Source organism: Actinosynnema sp. NPDC037264 (assembly GCF_055603705.1).
On sequence record NZ_JBVJVK010000001.1, the window covers coordinates 412,722 to 426,858 of the forward strand.

General features: G+C 71.4%; 15 protein-coding genes. 12 read left to right on the top strand and 3 right to left on the bottom strand.

Features of this window, described 5'->3' with window-relative positions; genetic code table 11:
- Window positions 1-23: 23 nt before the first annotated feature.
- Window positions 24-1,130, bottom strand: a complete 1,107-nt coding sequence (locus tag ACZ7GX_RS02010; protein ID WP_498771776.1) for a glycerophosphodiester phosphodiesterase — start codon at window positions 1,128-1,130, stop codon at window positions 24-26.
- Between the two features lie 125 nt (window positions 1,131-1,255).
- Window positions 1,256-2,809, bottom strand: coding sequence for a Na+/H+ antiporter (locus tag ACZ7GX_RS02015; RefSeq protein ID WP_498771778.1), 1,554 nt, complete (start codon window positions 2,807-2,809; stop codon window positions 1,256-1,258).
- Between the two features lie 28 nt (window positions 2,810-2,837).
- On the opposite strand from ACZ7GX_RS02015, the gene ACZ7GX_RS02020 reads away from it, so the two are divergent.
- The 9 genes from ACZ7GX_RS02020 to ACZ7GX_RS02060 all read left to right on the top strand — a co-directional run bounded on the left by ACZ7GX_RS02020 (window position 2,838) and on the right by ACZ7GX_RS02060 (window position 11,417).
- The gene (locus tag ACZ7GX_RS02020; RefSeq protein WP_498771780.1) at window positions 2,838-3,098 is read left to right on the top strand and encodes a UBP-type zinc finger domain-containing protein; all 261 of its coding nucleotides are present in this window, start codon (window positions 2,838-2,840) and stop codon (window positions 3,096-3,098) included.
- 119 nt (window positions 3,099-3,217) lie between these two features.
- Window positions 3,218-5,200: a TRAP transporter permease gene (locus ACZ7GX_RS02025; protein ID WP_498771782.1), complete on the top strand. Its 1,983-nt coding sequence runs from the start codon at window positions 3,218-3,220 to the stop codon at window positions 5,198-5,200.
- Window positions 5,181-6,173, top strand: a complete 993-nt coding sequence (locus ACZ7GX_RS02030; protein WP_498771784.1) for a TAXI family TRAP transporter solute-binding subunit — start codon at window positions 5,181-5,183, stop codon at window positions 6,171-6,173. The genes ACZ7GX_RS02025 and ACZ7GX_RS02030 overlap by 20 nt, the downstream gene beginning before the upstream one ends.
- Before the next feature lie 28 nt (window positions 6,174-6,201).
- Window positions 6,202-7,458 carry a phosphoribosylamine--glycine ligase gene (gene purD / locus ACZ7GX_RS02035; RefSeq protein ID WP_498771786.1) on the top strand — a complete coding sequence of 419 codons (1,257 nt, stop codon included), beginning with the start codon at window positions 6,202-6,204 and terminating at the stop codon, window positions 7,456-7,458.
- A gap of 231 nt (window positions 7,459-7,689) precedes the next feature.
- The gene (locus ACZ7GX_RS02040; protein ID WP_498771788.1) at window positions 7,690-8,142 is read left to right on the top strand and encodes a hypothetical protein; all 453 of its coding nucleotides are present in this window, start codon (window positions 7,690-7,692) and stop codon (window positions 8,140-8,142) included.
- Between the two features lie 19 nt (window positions 8,143-8,161).
- Entirely contained in the window at window positions 8,162-8,728 is a 567-nt protein-coding gene (locus tag ACZ7GX_RS02045) for a DUF3558 domain-containing protein (protein ID WP_498771790.1), read from the top strand.
- A 10-nt stretch (window positions 8,729-8,738) separates the two neighbouring features.
- The gene (locus ACZ7GX_RS02050; protein WP_498771792.1) at window positions 8,739-10,016 is read left to right on the top strand and encodes a PPE domain-containing protein; all 1,278 of its coding nucleotides are present in this window, start codon (window positions 8,739-8,741) and stop codon (window positions 10,014-10,016) included.
- A 1-nt stretch (window position 10,017) separates the two neighbouring features.
- A complete protein-coding gene (locus ACZ7GX_RS02055) occupies window positions 10,018-10,785 on the top strand; it encodes an ESX secretion-associated protein EspG (RefSeq protein WP_498771794.1) in 768 nt (255 codons plus the stop codon).
- Window positions 10,786-10,889: 104 nt separating this feature from the next.
- On the top strand, window positions 10,890-11,417 hold the full coding sequence (locus ACZ7GX_RS02060) for an ESX secretion-associated protein EspG (RefSeq protein WP_498771796.1): 528 nt from the start codon (window positions 10,890-10,892) through the stop codon (window positions 11,415-11,417).
- 62 nt (window positions 11,418-11,479) lie between these two features.
- Here the strand turns inward: ACZ7GX_RS02060 and ACZ7GX_RS02065 are convergent, their stop codons facing one another.
- Window positions 11,480-11,860 (bottom strand): VOC family protein, encoded by a 381-nt coding sequence (locus ACZ7GX_RS02065; protein WP_498771798.1) that lies wholly within the window; start codon window positions 11,858-11,860, stop codon window positions 11,480-11,482.
- Between the two features lie 59 nt (window positions 11,861-11,919).
- Here ACZ7GX_RS02065 and ACZ7GX_RS02070 point away from each other — a divergent pair, with 59 nt between their 5' ends.
- From ACZ7GX_RS02070 to ACZ7GX_RS02080, 3 genes are all read left to right on the top strand, one after another.
- Complete coding sequence (locus ACZ7GX_RS02070) at window positions 11,920-13,074, top strand: pyridoxal phosphate-dependent aminotransferase (RefSeq protein ID WP_498771800.1); 1,155 nt, start codon at window positions 11,920-11,922, stop codon at window positions 13,072-13,074.
- A 67-nt stretch (window positions 13,075-13,141) separates the two neighbouring features.
- The gene (locus ACZ7GX_RS02075) at window positions 13,142-13,315 is read left to right on the top strand and encodes a hypothetical protein (protein ID WP_181320179.1); all 174 of its coding nucleotides are present in this window, start codon (window positions 13,142-13,144) and stop codon (window positions 13,313-13,315) included.
- 59 nt (window positions 13,316-13,374) lie between these two features.
- Window positions 13,375-14,127, top strand: a complete 753-nt coding sequence (locus ACZ7GX_RS02080; protein ID WP_498771802.1) for a potassium channel family protein — start codon at window positions 13,375-13,377, stop codon at window positions 14,125-14,127.
- The last annotated feature ends 10 nt before the right edge of the window (window positions 14,128-14,137 follow it).

Below are 14,137 nucleotides of genomic sequence, written 5' to 3' on the forward strand. Positions count from 1 at the left end.
GGCGTCCCCCGGTGTCGTGAGGGTTATCGGCTGTTGCGGGCTTCCACGGCGGTGTCGGGGTTGTCGGCGAACACGCCGTCCAGGCCCGTCGCGTAGAACTTCGCGTACTCGCCGAACGCGTCGCCGTACGCGGCCGGGTCGGTGGACCTGCGGAAGTCCGCCGGCAGGAACGTGTTCTCGTTGCGGAACGTCCAGGCGTGCACGATCAGGCCACGCGTGTGCGCGTCACGCACCAAGGTGGTCGGCTCGCGCAGGAAACCCGCCGCGTCACGCGGGATGATCCGGTCCTTCGCCGCGCCGATGCCGTTGGCGTAGGTGCGGATCTCGCGCAGCCCCTCCGGCGTCACGAGGTCGCTGTAGGTGCGCTTGTCACCGGCCTTGACGAAGTCGTACGGCGCACCCGACCCGTTGATCAGCTGCACCAGCGGCACCCGCAGCTTCCCCTTGAGCTGCTTGAGGTTGGCCACCTCGAACGACTGCACGTACACCTTCGCGCCGTGCCGGTTCAGGCCCGCCTTCGTCAGCACGTCGACCAGGCGCGGCTCCAGCGGCAGGCCGATGTCCTGGAAGTACGTCGGGTGCTTGGTCTCCGGGTAGATCCCGATGTCGCGCCCGAGCTCGCGGGTCAGCCGGCGGGACAGGTCGATGACCTCCTCCAGCGTCGGCACCTCGAACCGGCCGTCGTAGAGGGTGTTGCGCGGCCGGACCTCCGGGATGCGCTCCTTGGCCCGCAACGTCTTCAGCTCGGCGAGCGTGAAGTCCTCGGTGAACCAGCCGGTGATCGACGTGCCGTCGATGACCTTGGTCGCCTTGCGCCCGGCGAACTCCGGGCGCGCCGAGACGTCCGTGGTGCCGCCGATCTCGTTCTCGTGCCGGGCGACCAGCTTGCCGTCCTTGGTCACCACCAGGTCGGGCTCGATGTAGTCGGCGCCCATCCGAGCGGCCAGCTCGTACGCGGCCAGCGTGTGCTCGGGCCGGTAGCCCGACGCGCCGCGGTGGCCGATCACCAGCGGGCCCTTGCGGGACGACGCCACCTCCGCGTCACCGCTCGCCGACGCCGAGGGCAGCACCACCGCCCCCGTCACCGCGAGCGCCGCGAGCGCCACCCCGACGATCCTCGTCCGCACCATCGCCGACCTCCTCGACTTCACTCCTGACGCGCGGCAGCCTCGTCGCGCACCGCGACGTCCCGGACACGCTAAGGCGAAGCACAGGCCACGTCACGGTGAACGCGTAGTGGGTGGTTCGGGGTTCGTCACTCCCTGGATATGGCCGCTTCCTCCAGGTCGAGTTCGCGGAGCACCCGGAACAGCACCTCGTCGTCGATCTGCCCGTCGTCGCGCGCCTGGATGAACACCTGCCGCTCGGCCTCCAGCATCGTGCGCCGCAGCCGCCGGTACGACGCGGCCGGGCTCTCGTCCTCCTGCCTGCCCAGCCGCTCCCACGCCGCGTTGCCGCGGTGCTCGGCCATGAGCCGCAGCCGGTCGACGACCTCCTCCGACGTGCCGTCGTCGCCGCCGATCACCTCGTCGAGCTTGCGCACGGCGGCCTGCGCGGCGGCGTGCTGCACCTGCGCCTCGGCCAACGCGTCGGTCCGCTCCTCGTCGCCGCGGAACCCGAGCTTGCGGATCACGAGCGGCAGCGTCAGGCCTTGGACGAGCAGCGTGCCCACGGTGACCACGAACGCGCAGAACACGATCACCTCGCGTCCGGGCAGGTCGAGCGGCAACGCGCTCGCCGCGGCCAGCGACACCACGCCGCGCATCCCGGCCCACGACAGCACCGTCACGCCGCGCCACCCCGGCGCGGGCTCGCGCTCCCGGACCCGCTTCGACAGCAGCCGCGGCAGGTACGCGGCCGGGTACATCCACACGAACCGCACCAGGATCGTCGCCGCCAGCACGGCCGCCGCCGCCCACACCAGGCCGGCGGTGATGTCCACCTCCCGCACCACGCTGTTGAGCTGCAAGCCGATCAACGCGAACACGAACGACTCCAGCAGCACGTCCACCGACCGCCACACCGCCGTGTCCTGCAGGCGCGTGTAGTACGAGCTGCGCGGCGCGTTGTGCCCGATGTAGAGCCCGGCGATGACGACCGCGAGCACACCGGAGGCGTGCAGCTCCTCGGCGAAGATGTACGCGCCGAACGGCACCAGCATGCCGAGCGCGCTCTCCAGCACGCCGTCGTCGAGGCGGTCGCGGATCCGCCGCACGCACCAGCCGATCGCCAACCCGACGAGCACGCCGCCACCCGCGCTGATCACGAACGTGCGGGTGCCGTCCACCCAGGTCGCGGCGGCGCCGGCGGCCGCCGCGACGGCCACCTTGTACGCCGTCAGCGCGGTCGCGTCGTTGATCAGGCTCTCGCCGGTGAGCAGCGTCATCGTCCGGCGCGGCAGGTTGAGCCGCCGGCCGACCGCGACCGCGGCGACCGCGTCCGGCGGCGCCACCACCGCGCCCAGCACCAGCGCCGCGGGCAGCGACAGCCCGGGCAGGACCAGGTGCGCGACCCAGCCGACGGCCATCGTGGTGGCCAGCACCAGGCCCACCGCGAGCAGGCCGATAGGCCTCAGGTTCGCCCGGATGTTGTGGTAGGAGCTGTCCAGCGCGGCCGAGTACAGCAGCGGCGGCAGCACCAGGACCAGGATCAGCTCCGGCTCCAGGGCGAACTCCGGCAGGCCCGGGATGAACGACACCGCCAGCCCGACGCCCACCAGCACCAGCGGGGCCGACCAGTTGAGGCGTTTCGCCGCCGCCGTGACGAGCAGCGCGCCGACGAGCAACAGGAGCAGTTCCGGACCGTGCATGGCGCAATCTTGCGTGATGATGACCGGTATGACCTGTCCTCACGTCCCGGATCTCCCGGACTCCGTCACCCCGGACAACCCCGAGGGCTGCGCCGACTGCCTGGCCGCCGGTGAGCACAACTGGGCCCACCTGCGGATCTGCCTGTCCTGCGGGCACGTCGCGTGCTGCGACTCCAGCCCGCGCCGGCACGCGACCGCGCACTTCCACGCCTCGGAACACCCCGTGATGCGGTCGTTCGAGCCGGACGAGGACTGGCGGTGGTGCTACGTCGACGCCCGGATCGTGTGATCGGGCCGTCCCCGGCGCAGCGGTCTTTACAGTCCCTTTAGACGGTCGCTCTATGGCTGTGACCGGCGACACAAGTAGCTTCGTGAGCGCTTCATCCAGCGCGACACGAAGGGGTGCGCGTGCCGACCAAGCCGCAGGTCGAAGTAGACGAACTGCTCGCCGAGTACGACGAGGAGCGCCCGTCGCGCGCCTTGTCCCGGCGTTGGGAGCTGGGCGTGTGGGTGGCGGGTCTCGCCATCGCGCTGCTCGTGCTCAAGCAGGTGTTCTGGCCGTTCAGCAAGGGCGGCCAGTACTACCTGGTGATCTTCCTGGCGGTCACGCTGCCGCTGGTCTTCCTCTGCTACCGGCCGCGCGGCAGGCGCGGCGAGGCCGACGACCCCGGTGTCGTGGACTGGGTGGCGGCGGTGTGCGCGTTCGTGGTGGGCGCGTACCCCCTGTTCGGCGGGTTCGACGCGTTCCTCGACCGCCAGGGGCAGCTGACCGCGCTCGACGTCGTCGCCGGGTCCCTGCTGCTGGTGCTGATCCTGGAGGCGTGCCGGCGGACCACCGGCTGGGTGCTGCCGATCGTCTGCGTCGGGTTCATCGCGTTCGCCTACTACGGCGGGTTCCTGCCACCGTCCTGGGCGATCTCGCACGCCGGCGTGGACTTCTCGCAGATCATCAACGGCTTCTACAACGACGCGACGGGGTTCTACGGGACGCCGCTGGACGTCGCCGCCACGTACATCGTGCTGTTCACGATCTACGGGTCGGTGCTGAACGCGTCCGGCGCCGGCACGTTCTTCGTGGACATCAGCTTCTCCGCGTTCCGCAAGTCGCGCACCGCGCCGGGCCGCACCGCCGCCACCGCCGGGTTCCTGCTCGGCACCGTGTCCGGGTCGGGCACCGCGACGACCGTGTCGCTGGGCGCGGTGACCTGGCCGATGCTGAAGAAGGCCGGCTACCCGAAGGAGAACGCGGGCGGGCTGCTGGCCGCGTCCGGCATCGGGGCGATCCTGTCCCCGCCGACGCTCGGCGCGGCGGCGTTCATCATCGCCGAGTACCTGGAGACGTCCTACCTGCAGGTGCTGATCTGGGCGATCCTGCCGACCCTGCTGTACTACCTGGGCATCGCGCTGGCCGTGGAGATCGACGCGCGCAAGTTCGGCGCGAAGCCGGTGGAGATCGACTCGCCGAGCCCGTGGGCGCTGCTCAAGCAGGGCGGGTACCACTTCCTGTCGCTCGCGGTGATCGTGGTGTTCCTCGCCCTGGACATCCCGGTGTTCTCCGCCGTCGTCTACGCGACCGGTGTCGCGGCGCTGTTCGCGCTGGTGGCCAAGCGCGGTGACGTGCGGGCGTGGCTGCGGGCGATGGCGGACTCGCTGTCGCTCGGCGTGCGGTCGGCGTTGCCGGTGATCGCGGTGTGCGCGGCGGCGGGCGTGATCACGTCGACGATCACCAAGACCGGGCTCGGCCAGGAGCTGGCGGCGGCGCTGGTCGACGTGGCCGGCGCGATCTCGTCGAACCCGACCGCGGTGCTGTTCGTCACGGTGGTGCTGGCGGCGGTCGCGGTGAGCCTGCTCGGCCTGGCCGTGCCGGTGACGGCGTCGTTCATCATCTCGTGGGTCGTCATCGGGCCCGCGCTGATCGAGCTGGGCGTGGCGCGCGAGGAAGCGGCCATGTTCATCTTCTACTACGCGGTGCTGTCCGAGGTGACGCCGCCGACGGCGCTCGCCGCCGTGGCCGCCGCCGCGATCACCGGCGGCGACGTCATGAAGACGATGTGGCGGACGTGGAAGTACACGCTGCCCGCGTTCCTGGTGCCGCTGGCGTTCGTGCTGACCGACAACGGCGCCGGGCTGCTGCTGCGCACGTCGTTCCTCGACGGCGTGTGGGTGTTCGCCGTCTCCGCGCTGGGCGTGGCCGCGCTGGCCGTGCTCACCGGCGGCTGGATGTTCGGTCGCGCGCGGTGGCCCGAACGCGTGCTGTGCGCGCCCGCCGCCGTCGCCCTGCTCTACCTGCAACCCCTCACCATCGCCGTCGGCCTGGGATTCCTGCTGGTCGCGGTCGCGGTGCACGTCGTCCTACGGAGGAAGGAACAGCATGCGCAGCTGGACGCTTAAGGTCGCGGTGGCCGTGCTCTCGGTCGGCGTGGTCGCCGCCGGGTGCGGCGGCAAGCAGACCCCGGCCGCCTCGAGCGGCGACCCGGGCGGAGCCGCCTGCGAGGCGGCGGACGGGCGGATCACCATCGCGACCGGCAACTCCGGCGGCGTGTACTACGTCGTCGGCGGCGGGCTGGCGAAGCTGATCAGCGACAACACCAAGCTCAAGGCCACCGCCGCGGAGACCGGCGCGTCGGTGCAGAACATCCAGCAGCTCGTCGCGGGCGACTACGACGTGGCGTTCTCGCTGGCCGACACGGCGGCGGACGCGGTCGCGGGCAAGGGCGCGTTCGACGGCAAGCCGCAGCAGGTGCAGGCGCTGACCAGGCTGTACCCGAACTACACGCAGGTGCTGGTCAGGACCGACTCCGGGATCGACTCCGTGGCCGACATGCGCGGCAAGCGGATCTCGACCGGGTCGCCCAAGTCGGGCACGGAGGTGATCGCGCAGCGGCTGCTGACGGCGGCCGGGCTGAACCCGGAGACCGACGTGCAGGCGCAGCGGCTCGACCTGGCCAAGACCGCGGACGGGATGAAGGACGGCAGCATCGACGGCCTCGTCTGGTCCGGCGGCCTGCCGACCGCGCAGATCACCGACATCACCACGTCGCTGAAGGACAAGGTCAAGTTCCTCGACATCACGCCGCAGCTCGACGCGTTGAAGAAGATCAACGAGGTGTACGACCGGGGCGTCATCCCGGCCGCGACCTACGGGCAGCCGGCGGACGTGCCGACGGTGGCCGTGCCCAACGTGCTGCTCGTGCGCACGGACTTCCCCGAGGGCGACGCGTGCGCCGTGACCAAGCTCATCTACGAGAAGAAGTCGGACCTGGAGGCCGTGCACCCGGCGGCGAAGGACATCCGCAAGGAGAAGGCCGGCATGACCGATCCGGTGCCGCTGCACCCCGGCTCGCTGGACGCACTGGGCGAATGACCGGGAGGGTCATCTAGGCTTCCGCACCGTGCGTGTCCTGGTCATCGGGTCTGGCGCCCGTGAACATGCCCTTGTCCTCGCTTTGTCGCGGGATCCTTCGGTGATCGCGTTGGCCTGTGCGCCCGGCAACGCCGGCATCGCCGGTGTCGCCGAGACCTACGGGGTCGACGTCACCGACGGGGGCGCGGTCGCGGCCCTGGCCAAGGAGTGGAACGCCGACCTGGTCGTGGTCGGGCCGGAGCAGCCCCTGGTGGCGGGTGCGGCGGACGCCGTGCGCGCCATCGGGATCCCCTGCTTCGGCCCGTCGGCCGCGGCGGCCCGGATCGAGGGCTCCAAGGCGTTCGCGAAGGACGTCATGGCCGCCGCGGGCGTGCCGACCGCCACGTCGGAGATCGTCGACAACCCGGCCCGGCTCGACTCGGCGCTGACCCGCTTCGGCCCGACGTGGGTCGTGAAGGACGACGGCCTGGCCGCGGGCAAGGGCGTGGTCGTCACCGCGGACCGCGCCGTGGCCCGCGCGCACGCCATGACGCTGCTCGACCACGGCCACCCGGTGCTGCTGGAGTCGTTCCTCGACGGGCCGGAGGTCTCGCTGTTCTGCCTGGTGGACGGCGCCACCGTGGTGCCGCTGCTGCCCGCGCAGGACTTCAAGCGCGTCGGCGACGGCGACTCGGGCCCCAACACCGGCGGCATGGGCGCGTACTCGCCCCTGCCCTGGGCCGCGCCCGACCTCGTGGACACGATCGTGTCAACCTGCGTCCAGCCGGTCGTGGACGAGCTGGCGCGCCGCGACACCCCGTTCACCGGCCTGCTGTACGCGGGCCTGGCCCTGACCTCCACCGGCCCGCAGGTGATCGAGTTCAACTGCCGGTTCGGCGACCCGGAGACGCAGGCCGTCCTGGCGCTGCTGCGCACCCCGCCGGCGGCCCTGTTCCACGCCGCCGCCACCGGCACCCTCGCGTCCGTGCCGCCGTTGGAGTGGGCCGAGGGCCACGCCGTGACCGTCGTGATCGCCGCCGAGGGCTACCCCGGCCGGCCGCGCACGGGTGACGTGATCAGCGGGTCCGAGGCGGAGGGCGTCCTGCACGCGGGCACCCGCCGCCGCGAGGACGGCGCCGTCGTCTCGATCGGCGGCCGAGTCCTGTCGGTGGTCGGCACGGGCAAGACCCTGGCCGACGCCCGCGCCGACGCCTACCGCCGGCTGGAGGGCGTCCACCTGACCGGCTCCCACCACCGCACGGACATCGCGCTGCGTGCGGCGAACGACGAGATCACCACCCCCTAGGCCCGCTCGCACCACGTCCGCGCCCTCCTGGTCCCGCGGCCGTGACCACCGGCACGCCGACCACGACTTGGTCGGCGTGCCGTCTGTGTCTTCGGCGACAGTTCACCCGCCCGCCGACCCGGCGGAACCGGCGCGGGCGTTTCTTCGTCCAACCTCAGACCTGGCTCACGTGGTCGTTGGTAGCCTCGAACCGGGTTCAATCCGTTACCGACCGTACGGGGGTAGGACGTCGTGGAACAGGAGACCGGCCTACTAGGAGCCGTCGCCGCCGCGGGGGGAGCCGTCGGCAAGGCGGTCGGCGACATGTTCATGGCGCAGAAGCTGCTCAACGACACGATGGCCGCCAGTCCGGTGTCGGGTCAGAAGTTCGAAGTCAGCCGGGACACCGTGCTGCAGGCCGGCAAGATCATCGACGACCAGGCGGACCGGTTGAACAAGGCCTGGCAGAGGGCCGCCAAGGACCTCAGGGTCGAACTCGGGGACGGCGCCGACCCGGTGAACGCCGGGGTGGCCGAGGCGTGGAACAGCAGGCTGGTCGAAGCCGACGACTCCTACGGCGAGCGCATCCGGCAGTACATCGACAGTCTCGACAACCTGGTCAAGCAGCTGCGCTCGGTGGCCGAGCAGTACGGGTTCACCGAGGAAGAAGTCACCACGGCGTTCGGGGCGAAGAGTGTCCACTAGCGTTCTTCGCGTCGTGATCGTGGCCGCGACCCTGGGACTGGTGGCCGTGGGCTGCACGAATCGCGAGCCCGGCGATGCCACTCCCGTCGGCGAGACGACGGCCACGTCCACCGCGACGTCGGCGACCCCCGACAAGCCGCGCCCGCGCGAGGTGAAGCTCGACGGGATCGACCCGTGCAAGGTCCTCACCACCGCGCAGATGAAAGAGCTCACGGTGGTCGAAGCCGAGCGGAACGACGGCGACATCGTGAAGGCAGGCGATGAGCCGGTCTGCGCGTACGACAACAACGACTCGCCTCGCGTCACCTATGAGGTCGGCTTGGTGACGAGCAAGGGCATCGAGTACTGGCGCGGCAGCGGCAACGTCGCGGTGGAGCAGGTGGAGGTGGGCGGTTACTCCGCCGTGCAGCTCACCTTCAAGGGCACGTCGACCGTGGATTGCGCCGTCTCCGTCGATGTCGCCGACGGTCAGCAGCTGTACGTGGACTTCTCGTCCATCGGGCAGACGCCTTCCCAGGAGCAGATGTGCGACAACGCGAAGAAGGCGGCCGAGCTGGCGCTCGTCACCTTGCCGACATTGGCGTGAGGGGAGAGTCATGAGCGGGCATCGAGACATTCCGGATTTCCGGTTCCAGGGCTATGACAACCAGGCGCTGGCCACCCTCGTCCAGCAGTTCCAGTCGGGTGACGCCGCGCAGAAGTTCAGCGACGCGTCGCACGCGCTGCGCGAGTTGTCCGCCAGCCTGACCGACGTGGACCAGACCCTGCGCACGGAGCTGAAGAAGCTCGGCATCGACTGGCAGGGCGCCGCCGGCGAGCAGGCGAACCAGAAGACGACCGTCATGGCCGACTACGCGGCCGAGGCGGACGACGCGGCGCAGCAGAACTCGCAGGCCACCGCGGTGCAGGGGGCGACGTACAGCCACACCCGCAACGGGATGCCCGAGCCGCAGAAGTTGCGCGGTGACACGGAGACGAACGTCGGGGACGAGTTCCTCGGGTTCTTCGGGCACGAGACGGATCACGCGAAAGAGGTCAAGGAGACCCAGGCGGCGCGCGAGCAGGCGATCCGCGGGCTCGACCAGTACACCGACGCCAGTCGGGACGCGTTGAACCAGTACCAGGGCATGAACAAGCCGCCGCAGTTCGACGTGACGGCGGCGTCCAGCGTCGGCACGCCGGTCGCGTCGGTCGGGCAGCTCGGTGGGACTGCGCCCGCGATTCCCGGTGGCGTGCCGGGCGGTGTCCCCGGTGGTGTGCCGGGCGGCTTGCCCGGCGGCACGGTCGGTGTGCCGCCGCAGGTGCCCGGGATGCCCGGCGGCTCGACGGGGTTGTTGCCGAGCCAGCCCGGTGGCCAGACGGTGCTGCCGCCGGCCGCCTTCGGTGGGAAGCCGGGTGGTGGGTCCAACTTCGGGTTGGGGCTCGGGCTCGGGTTGGCCGGTGGGATCGGGCTCGGGCTGGCGGCGACGCAGGCTCGCGGTTCGCGGCTCGTGCGCAACACCGCGCCGGCGATGCCCGGCGGCGCCAAGGCGCCGGAAGGTCCCGCCGGCGGCAAGGGCGCCGGTGGTGGTTCGGGCGGCAAGGGCGGTGTGCCCGGGATGCCCGCCACGTTGACCGGGAAGTCCGGCATCTCCGCGACGATCGGCGCCATCGACCCCGACGAGCGCGTGCCCGGTCGTGGCGCGGCCGGTGGTGTCGCGGGCAAGGCCGGTGCGGGTTCCTCGATGTTGCAGCCGGCGGCCAGCGCCAAGGGCGGTCCGGGCGAGGAGGACGGGGAGCACGTCCGCAAGTACGGCGTCGACTCCGACGACGTGTTCGGCGACGAGCGGATGGTCGTGCAGTCGGTCATCGGCGACGAGACCGAGAAGAAGTGAAGTGAGCGGCACGGTTGTCCTGTCCACGTTGGAGTTCGACGTCGCGTGGGAGGGTGAGCGACTTGCCCGGCGCAACGTCGCGCTGGACGTGCCGAGCCCGGGCATCACGCACACCGAGCGCGCCGTGTTCGTCGAGCAGGCCTGGGGCTCGCTCGGCGAGCGCGGGCTGGCGGCCAACCGGCGGCTGACGCCCGAGCTGGCCGACGCGTTCGCGCTGCTGGCCAACCCGCAGGTGTCGATCGACCTGTGGATCTGGGTCGACCGCCGCAAGATCAAGGGTCTTGCGGCGGCGGCCGGTGACGAGGGCATCCTCGCCGTGGTCGACGGCGACGAGGTGTGGCTGATCGAGGCACGGGGCAGCGCGCTGGCCGAGGCGGCGGTGTCCGTCGCGGGCGACATGCCCGCCGGGCACGGGCGGTCGATCAGCCTGCCGAACGACGTGCTGCGCGCGGCGGCCGACGAGGCCGGGCTGGACGCGGAGAAGCTGATGCTGGCGTTGGAGCGGCACGGGTTGCCGCTGCACGAGGCTCAGGAGCTGGCCGCCATGTGCGACGGGATGAGCACCCGCGGCCAGTTCGGCGTCGAGCGCGCCCGGCCCGGCGGCCCGCCCGTGCGCGCGGGTCGCGTGGTCGCCTGGCACGACACGCCGTCCGGCCGCTACCTGCACCAGGTGCGGCCCAGTTCGGACGGTCGCAACTGGAGCACGATCACCCCGATCGACAACGCCCGGCTCGCCGGGTGCGTGTGGGAGCTGGTGCAGGAGGTCTGAGTTCCCGGCGCCAAAACGGAACCCGCGCGTCCTCCAGGACGTCAGTTCCGGAGCGGGCCTGGGGGGCCGGAGCAATGCCCGCCGTCATTCGGGAGTGACGTCTGGTGACCAATGCGACCCTCAGCGCCACCGCGTTCCGCACCGCCTGGGAACACCTCGACCTCGGCGCCATGCCGATCGTCCTGCACGTGCAGGACGATCCCGCGCCGTGGAGCCACCTGACCGCCCAAGGACTGGCACGCGGCGGCGAGCTCGACCCGTGGCTCGGCGCGGCGTTCAAGCTCATCGCCAACCCGCCGCGGTCGGCGGACCTGCGGCTGGGCATGGGCAGAGCGGCGGTGCGCGCGCTGGCCGCGTCCACCGGCTCGGGCTCGGTGCTGGCCGTGCTGACCCGGGACCTGCTCACCGTGCGGGAGGTCGACGACGACCTCGCCACCGCGCTGGTCGGGCTGCTGCCGGAGCTGCCCGACGGCCTGGTCGGCGGATCGGACCTGCGCGGCCAGTTCGGCGCCGCGGCGATCGACCGGAGCGGGCGGCGCAGGCGGGCGGCGGACGTGGTCGACTTCCACGGCCCGGTCGACCCCGACGTGCTGCGGAAGAGGATCACCGGTCTGGTGGAGGAATTCCTCTGACCGTGGCCGGGTGGCGGGTGGCCGGGCGGTTGGGCGGTTGGCGGGTGCTGATGGGCCTTGGGCTACGGCCAGGTGTTGGACTCGGAGTCGAACAGGGCGGTCGGGCTGTGCACGGGCAGGACGCACAGCAGGTGGCCGCCGGGTGCGCGCAGCACTCGGCACTCCAGCCAGCGGGACACCTCGGTCGCGCCGAGCGCCAGCAGCCTCGCCGTCTCGGCCTCGACGTCGTCGGTCTCGATGTCGAGGTGGAAGCGGGGCTCGTCGTCCACCGCCTGCACGGCCGTGACGAGGTGCGGCAGGGCCTGGTGCAGTGAGGTGAACTGCTCCTCGCCCGGCACCGGGCGGGCCGGTGCGCCGAGGGCGGCCGACCAGAAGGCGGCGGCCTCGGTGGCCTCGGCACGCGGTGTGTCGATCAGCAGGGCGTAGACGCGACTGCGGTGCATGGCCACGACAGTAGTGGTGACCTGCGGATCTTCCCGGGGGTTCGATTAGCCTGGCCGCCATGGTTGGTGTTGCCGGACGTGCCGATGTGCCTCCCTTCCACGTCATGGAGGTGCTGTCCGCCGCGGCGCGGCGGCAGCGGGTCGTGGGGGACGTCGTGTCGTTGGCGGCGGGGCAGCCGTCCAGTCCCGCGCCGACACCGGTGCTGGAAGCCGCTCACCGCGCCCTGCGCGAGCAGACGTTGGGCTACACCGAGCAGCTGGGGATCGTCGAGCTGCGGGAAGCCCTGGCCGGTCACTACTACCGCCAGTACGGGCTGGAGATCTCGGCGGACGACGTCGTGGTGACCACCGGCTCGTCCGGCGGGTTCCTGCTGGCGTTCCTCGCCGCCTTCGAGGCGGGCGACCGGGTCGCGTTGGCCCGGCCCGGCTACCCCGCCTACCGCAACATCCTCACGGCGCTCGGGTGCGAGGTGGTCGAACTGCCCTGCGGCCCGCGCACGCGGTTCCAGCCGACGGTGGCGATGCTGGACGACGCCGGCCCGCTCGACGGGCTCGTGGTGGCCAGCCCGGCGAACCCCACCGGCACCGTGCTGTCCCCGGACGAGCTGGCCGGCCTGTCGGCCTGGTGCGCCGAGCACGACGTGCGGCTCGTCAGCGACGAGATCTACCACGGCATCAGCTACGGCACGCCCCTGGCCTGCGCGTGGCAGACCTCCCGCGAGTCCATCGTGGTCAACTCCTTCTCCAAGGCCTTCGCCATGACCGGCTGGCGGTTGGGGTGGATGCTGCTGCCGCCCGACCTGCGCCGGGCGGTGGACCGGTTGACGGGCAACTTCACGCTCTGCCCGCCCGCGCTGGCCCAGCACGCGGCCGTCGCCGCGTTCGAGCCCGAGTCGTACGCGCAGACCGAGCGCCTGGTCGAGGGGTACCGCCTCAACCGCGACGTGCTGCTCAAGGGCCTGGCCGACCTCGGCATCGACAAGGTGGCCCCGGCCGACGGCGCCTTCTACGCCTACGCCGACGTCTCGCACCTCACCGACGACTCGATGGACTTCTGCCGCCGCCTCCTGGACGACACGGGGGTCGCGATCGTGCCGGGCGTCGACTTCGACCCCGTCCACGGGCACGAGTTCATCCGGATGTCCTTCGCCGGGGCTGCCCCCGACATCGAGGAGGCGTTGCGGCGGATGGGTGCTTGGTTGTCGTCATCATGACGACAGTTGTACTCCGGATCGGGTCCGGGGTGGGGAACTGATCCAGTGGTTCAGTCGTTCGGATGACATGGTCCGGATAATCCTGTGGCTGCTCGCGGCCTGGCTCGTGATCACCGTGCTCGGCGCCGTGATCGAGGGCGTCTTCTGGCTCGCGGTGATCGGTGGCGTGCTCTTCCTGGGCACCGCCGCGTACGGCGCCATCAAGAGCAACAAGCGCCCGAAGGGCATCAAGGGGCCCTGACCCTGCCCGTTCGACCCCCCGAGCTGGAAATACGCGGAGCCGACCCGCACCATGGGTCGGTGTTCGAGACCGATGAACGACGCCTCGCCCGCTGGGAGCGCCGCGCCGAATGGCCGCTGACGGGCCTGGCGCTCCTCTTCGTGGTGGTCTACGCCTGGCAGGTCCTCGACGGCCGCTCGACCCCCGGCCTGCACCCGGTGCTCGAGGTCGCCCTCTGGCTGATCTGGCTGGTCTTCGCGGTGGACTACGCCGTGCGCCTCACGCTCGCCGTCGACAAGCGCAGGTTCTTCGTCACCCACCTGTTCGACCTGCTCGCGGTCCTGCTGCCGATGGTCCGCCAGCTGCGGGTGCTGCGGCTGATCAGCGTCCTCAAGGTGCTCAACAAGCGGTTCGCGGGCAGGTTCCGGCAACGCGTCGGCGTCTACGCCGCGGGCGTCACCTTCCTGGTCGGCCTGTGCGCCTCGCTGGCCGTGCTGGACGCGGAACGCGACCACCCGGACGCCTCCATCACCACGTTCGGCGACGCCGCGTGGTGGACGCTCACCACGATCTCCACCGTCGGTTACGGCGACCGCTACCCCGTCACCTGGGAGGGTCGCCTGGTCGCGGCACTGCTGATGATCGGCGGCATCGCCCTGCTGGGTGTCATCACCGGCACGATCGCGTCCTGGCTGGTCGAACGGCTCAGCGGGGTCGAGGACTCGGTGACCGAGGCCGAGCAGGCGACCGCGGCCGAACTCCGCCTGGTCCGGGCGGAGCTGGCCGAACTGCGCGAGGAGCTGCGCGCGGCGAGGGCCGACAGCGGCCGTTGAGCCGATCGGG

Coding starts and splice junctions, on each gene's coding strand:
- ACZ7GX_RS02065 (WP_498771798.1), bottom strand. CDS start 11,860: ATGCACCGCAGTCGCGTCTACGCCCTGCTGATCGACACACCGCGTGCC.
- ACZ7GX_RS02030 (WP_498771784.1), top strand. CDS start 5,181: ATGCGCAGCTGGACGCTTAAGGTCGCGGTGGCCGTGCTCTCGGTCGGC.
- ACZ7GX_RS02075 (WP_181320179.1), top strand. CDS start 13,142: ATGGTCCGGATAATCCTGTGGCTGCTCGCGGCCTGGCTCGTGATCACC.
- ACZ7GX_RS02015 (WP_498771778.1), bottom strand. CDS start 2,809: ATGCACGGTCCGGAACTGCTCCTGTTGCTCGTCGGCGCGCTGCTCGTC.
- ACZ7GX_RS02010 (WP_498771776.1), bottom strand. CDS start 1,130: ATGGTGCGGACGAGGATCGTCGGGGTGGCGCTCGCGGCGCTCGCGGTG.
- ACZ7GX_RS02050 (WP_498771792.1), top strand. CDS start 8,739: ATGAGCGGGCATCGAGACATTCCGGATTTCCGGTTCCAGGGCTATGAC.
- ACZ7GX_RS02020 (WP_498771780.1), top strand. CDS start 2,838: ATGACCTGTCCTCACGTCCCGGATCTCCCGGACTCCGTCACCCCGGAC.
- ACZ7GX_RS02070 (WP_498771800.1), top strand. CDS start 11,920: ATGGTTGGTGTTGCCGGACGTGCCGATGTGCCTCCCTTCCACGTCATG.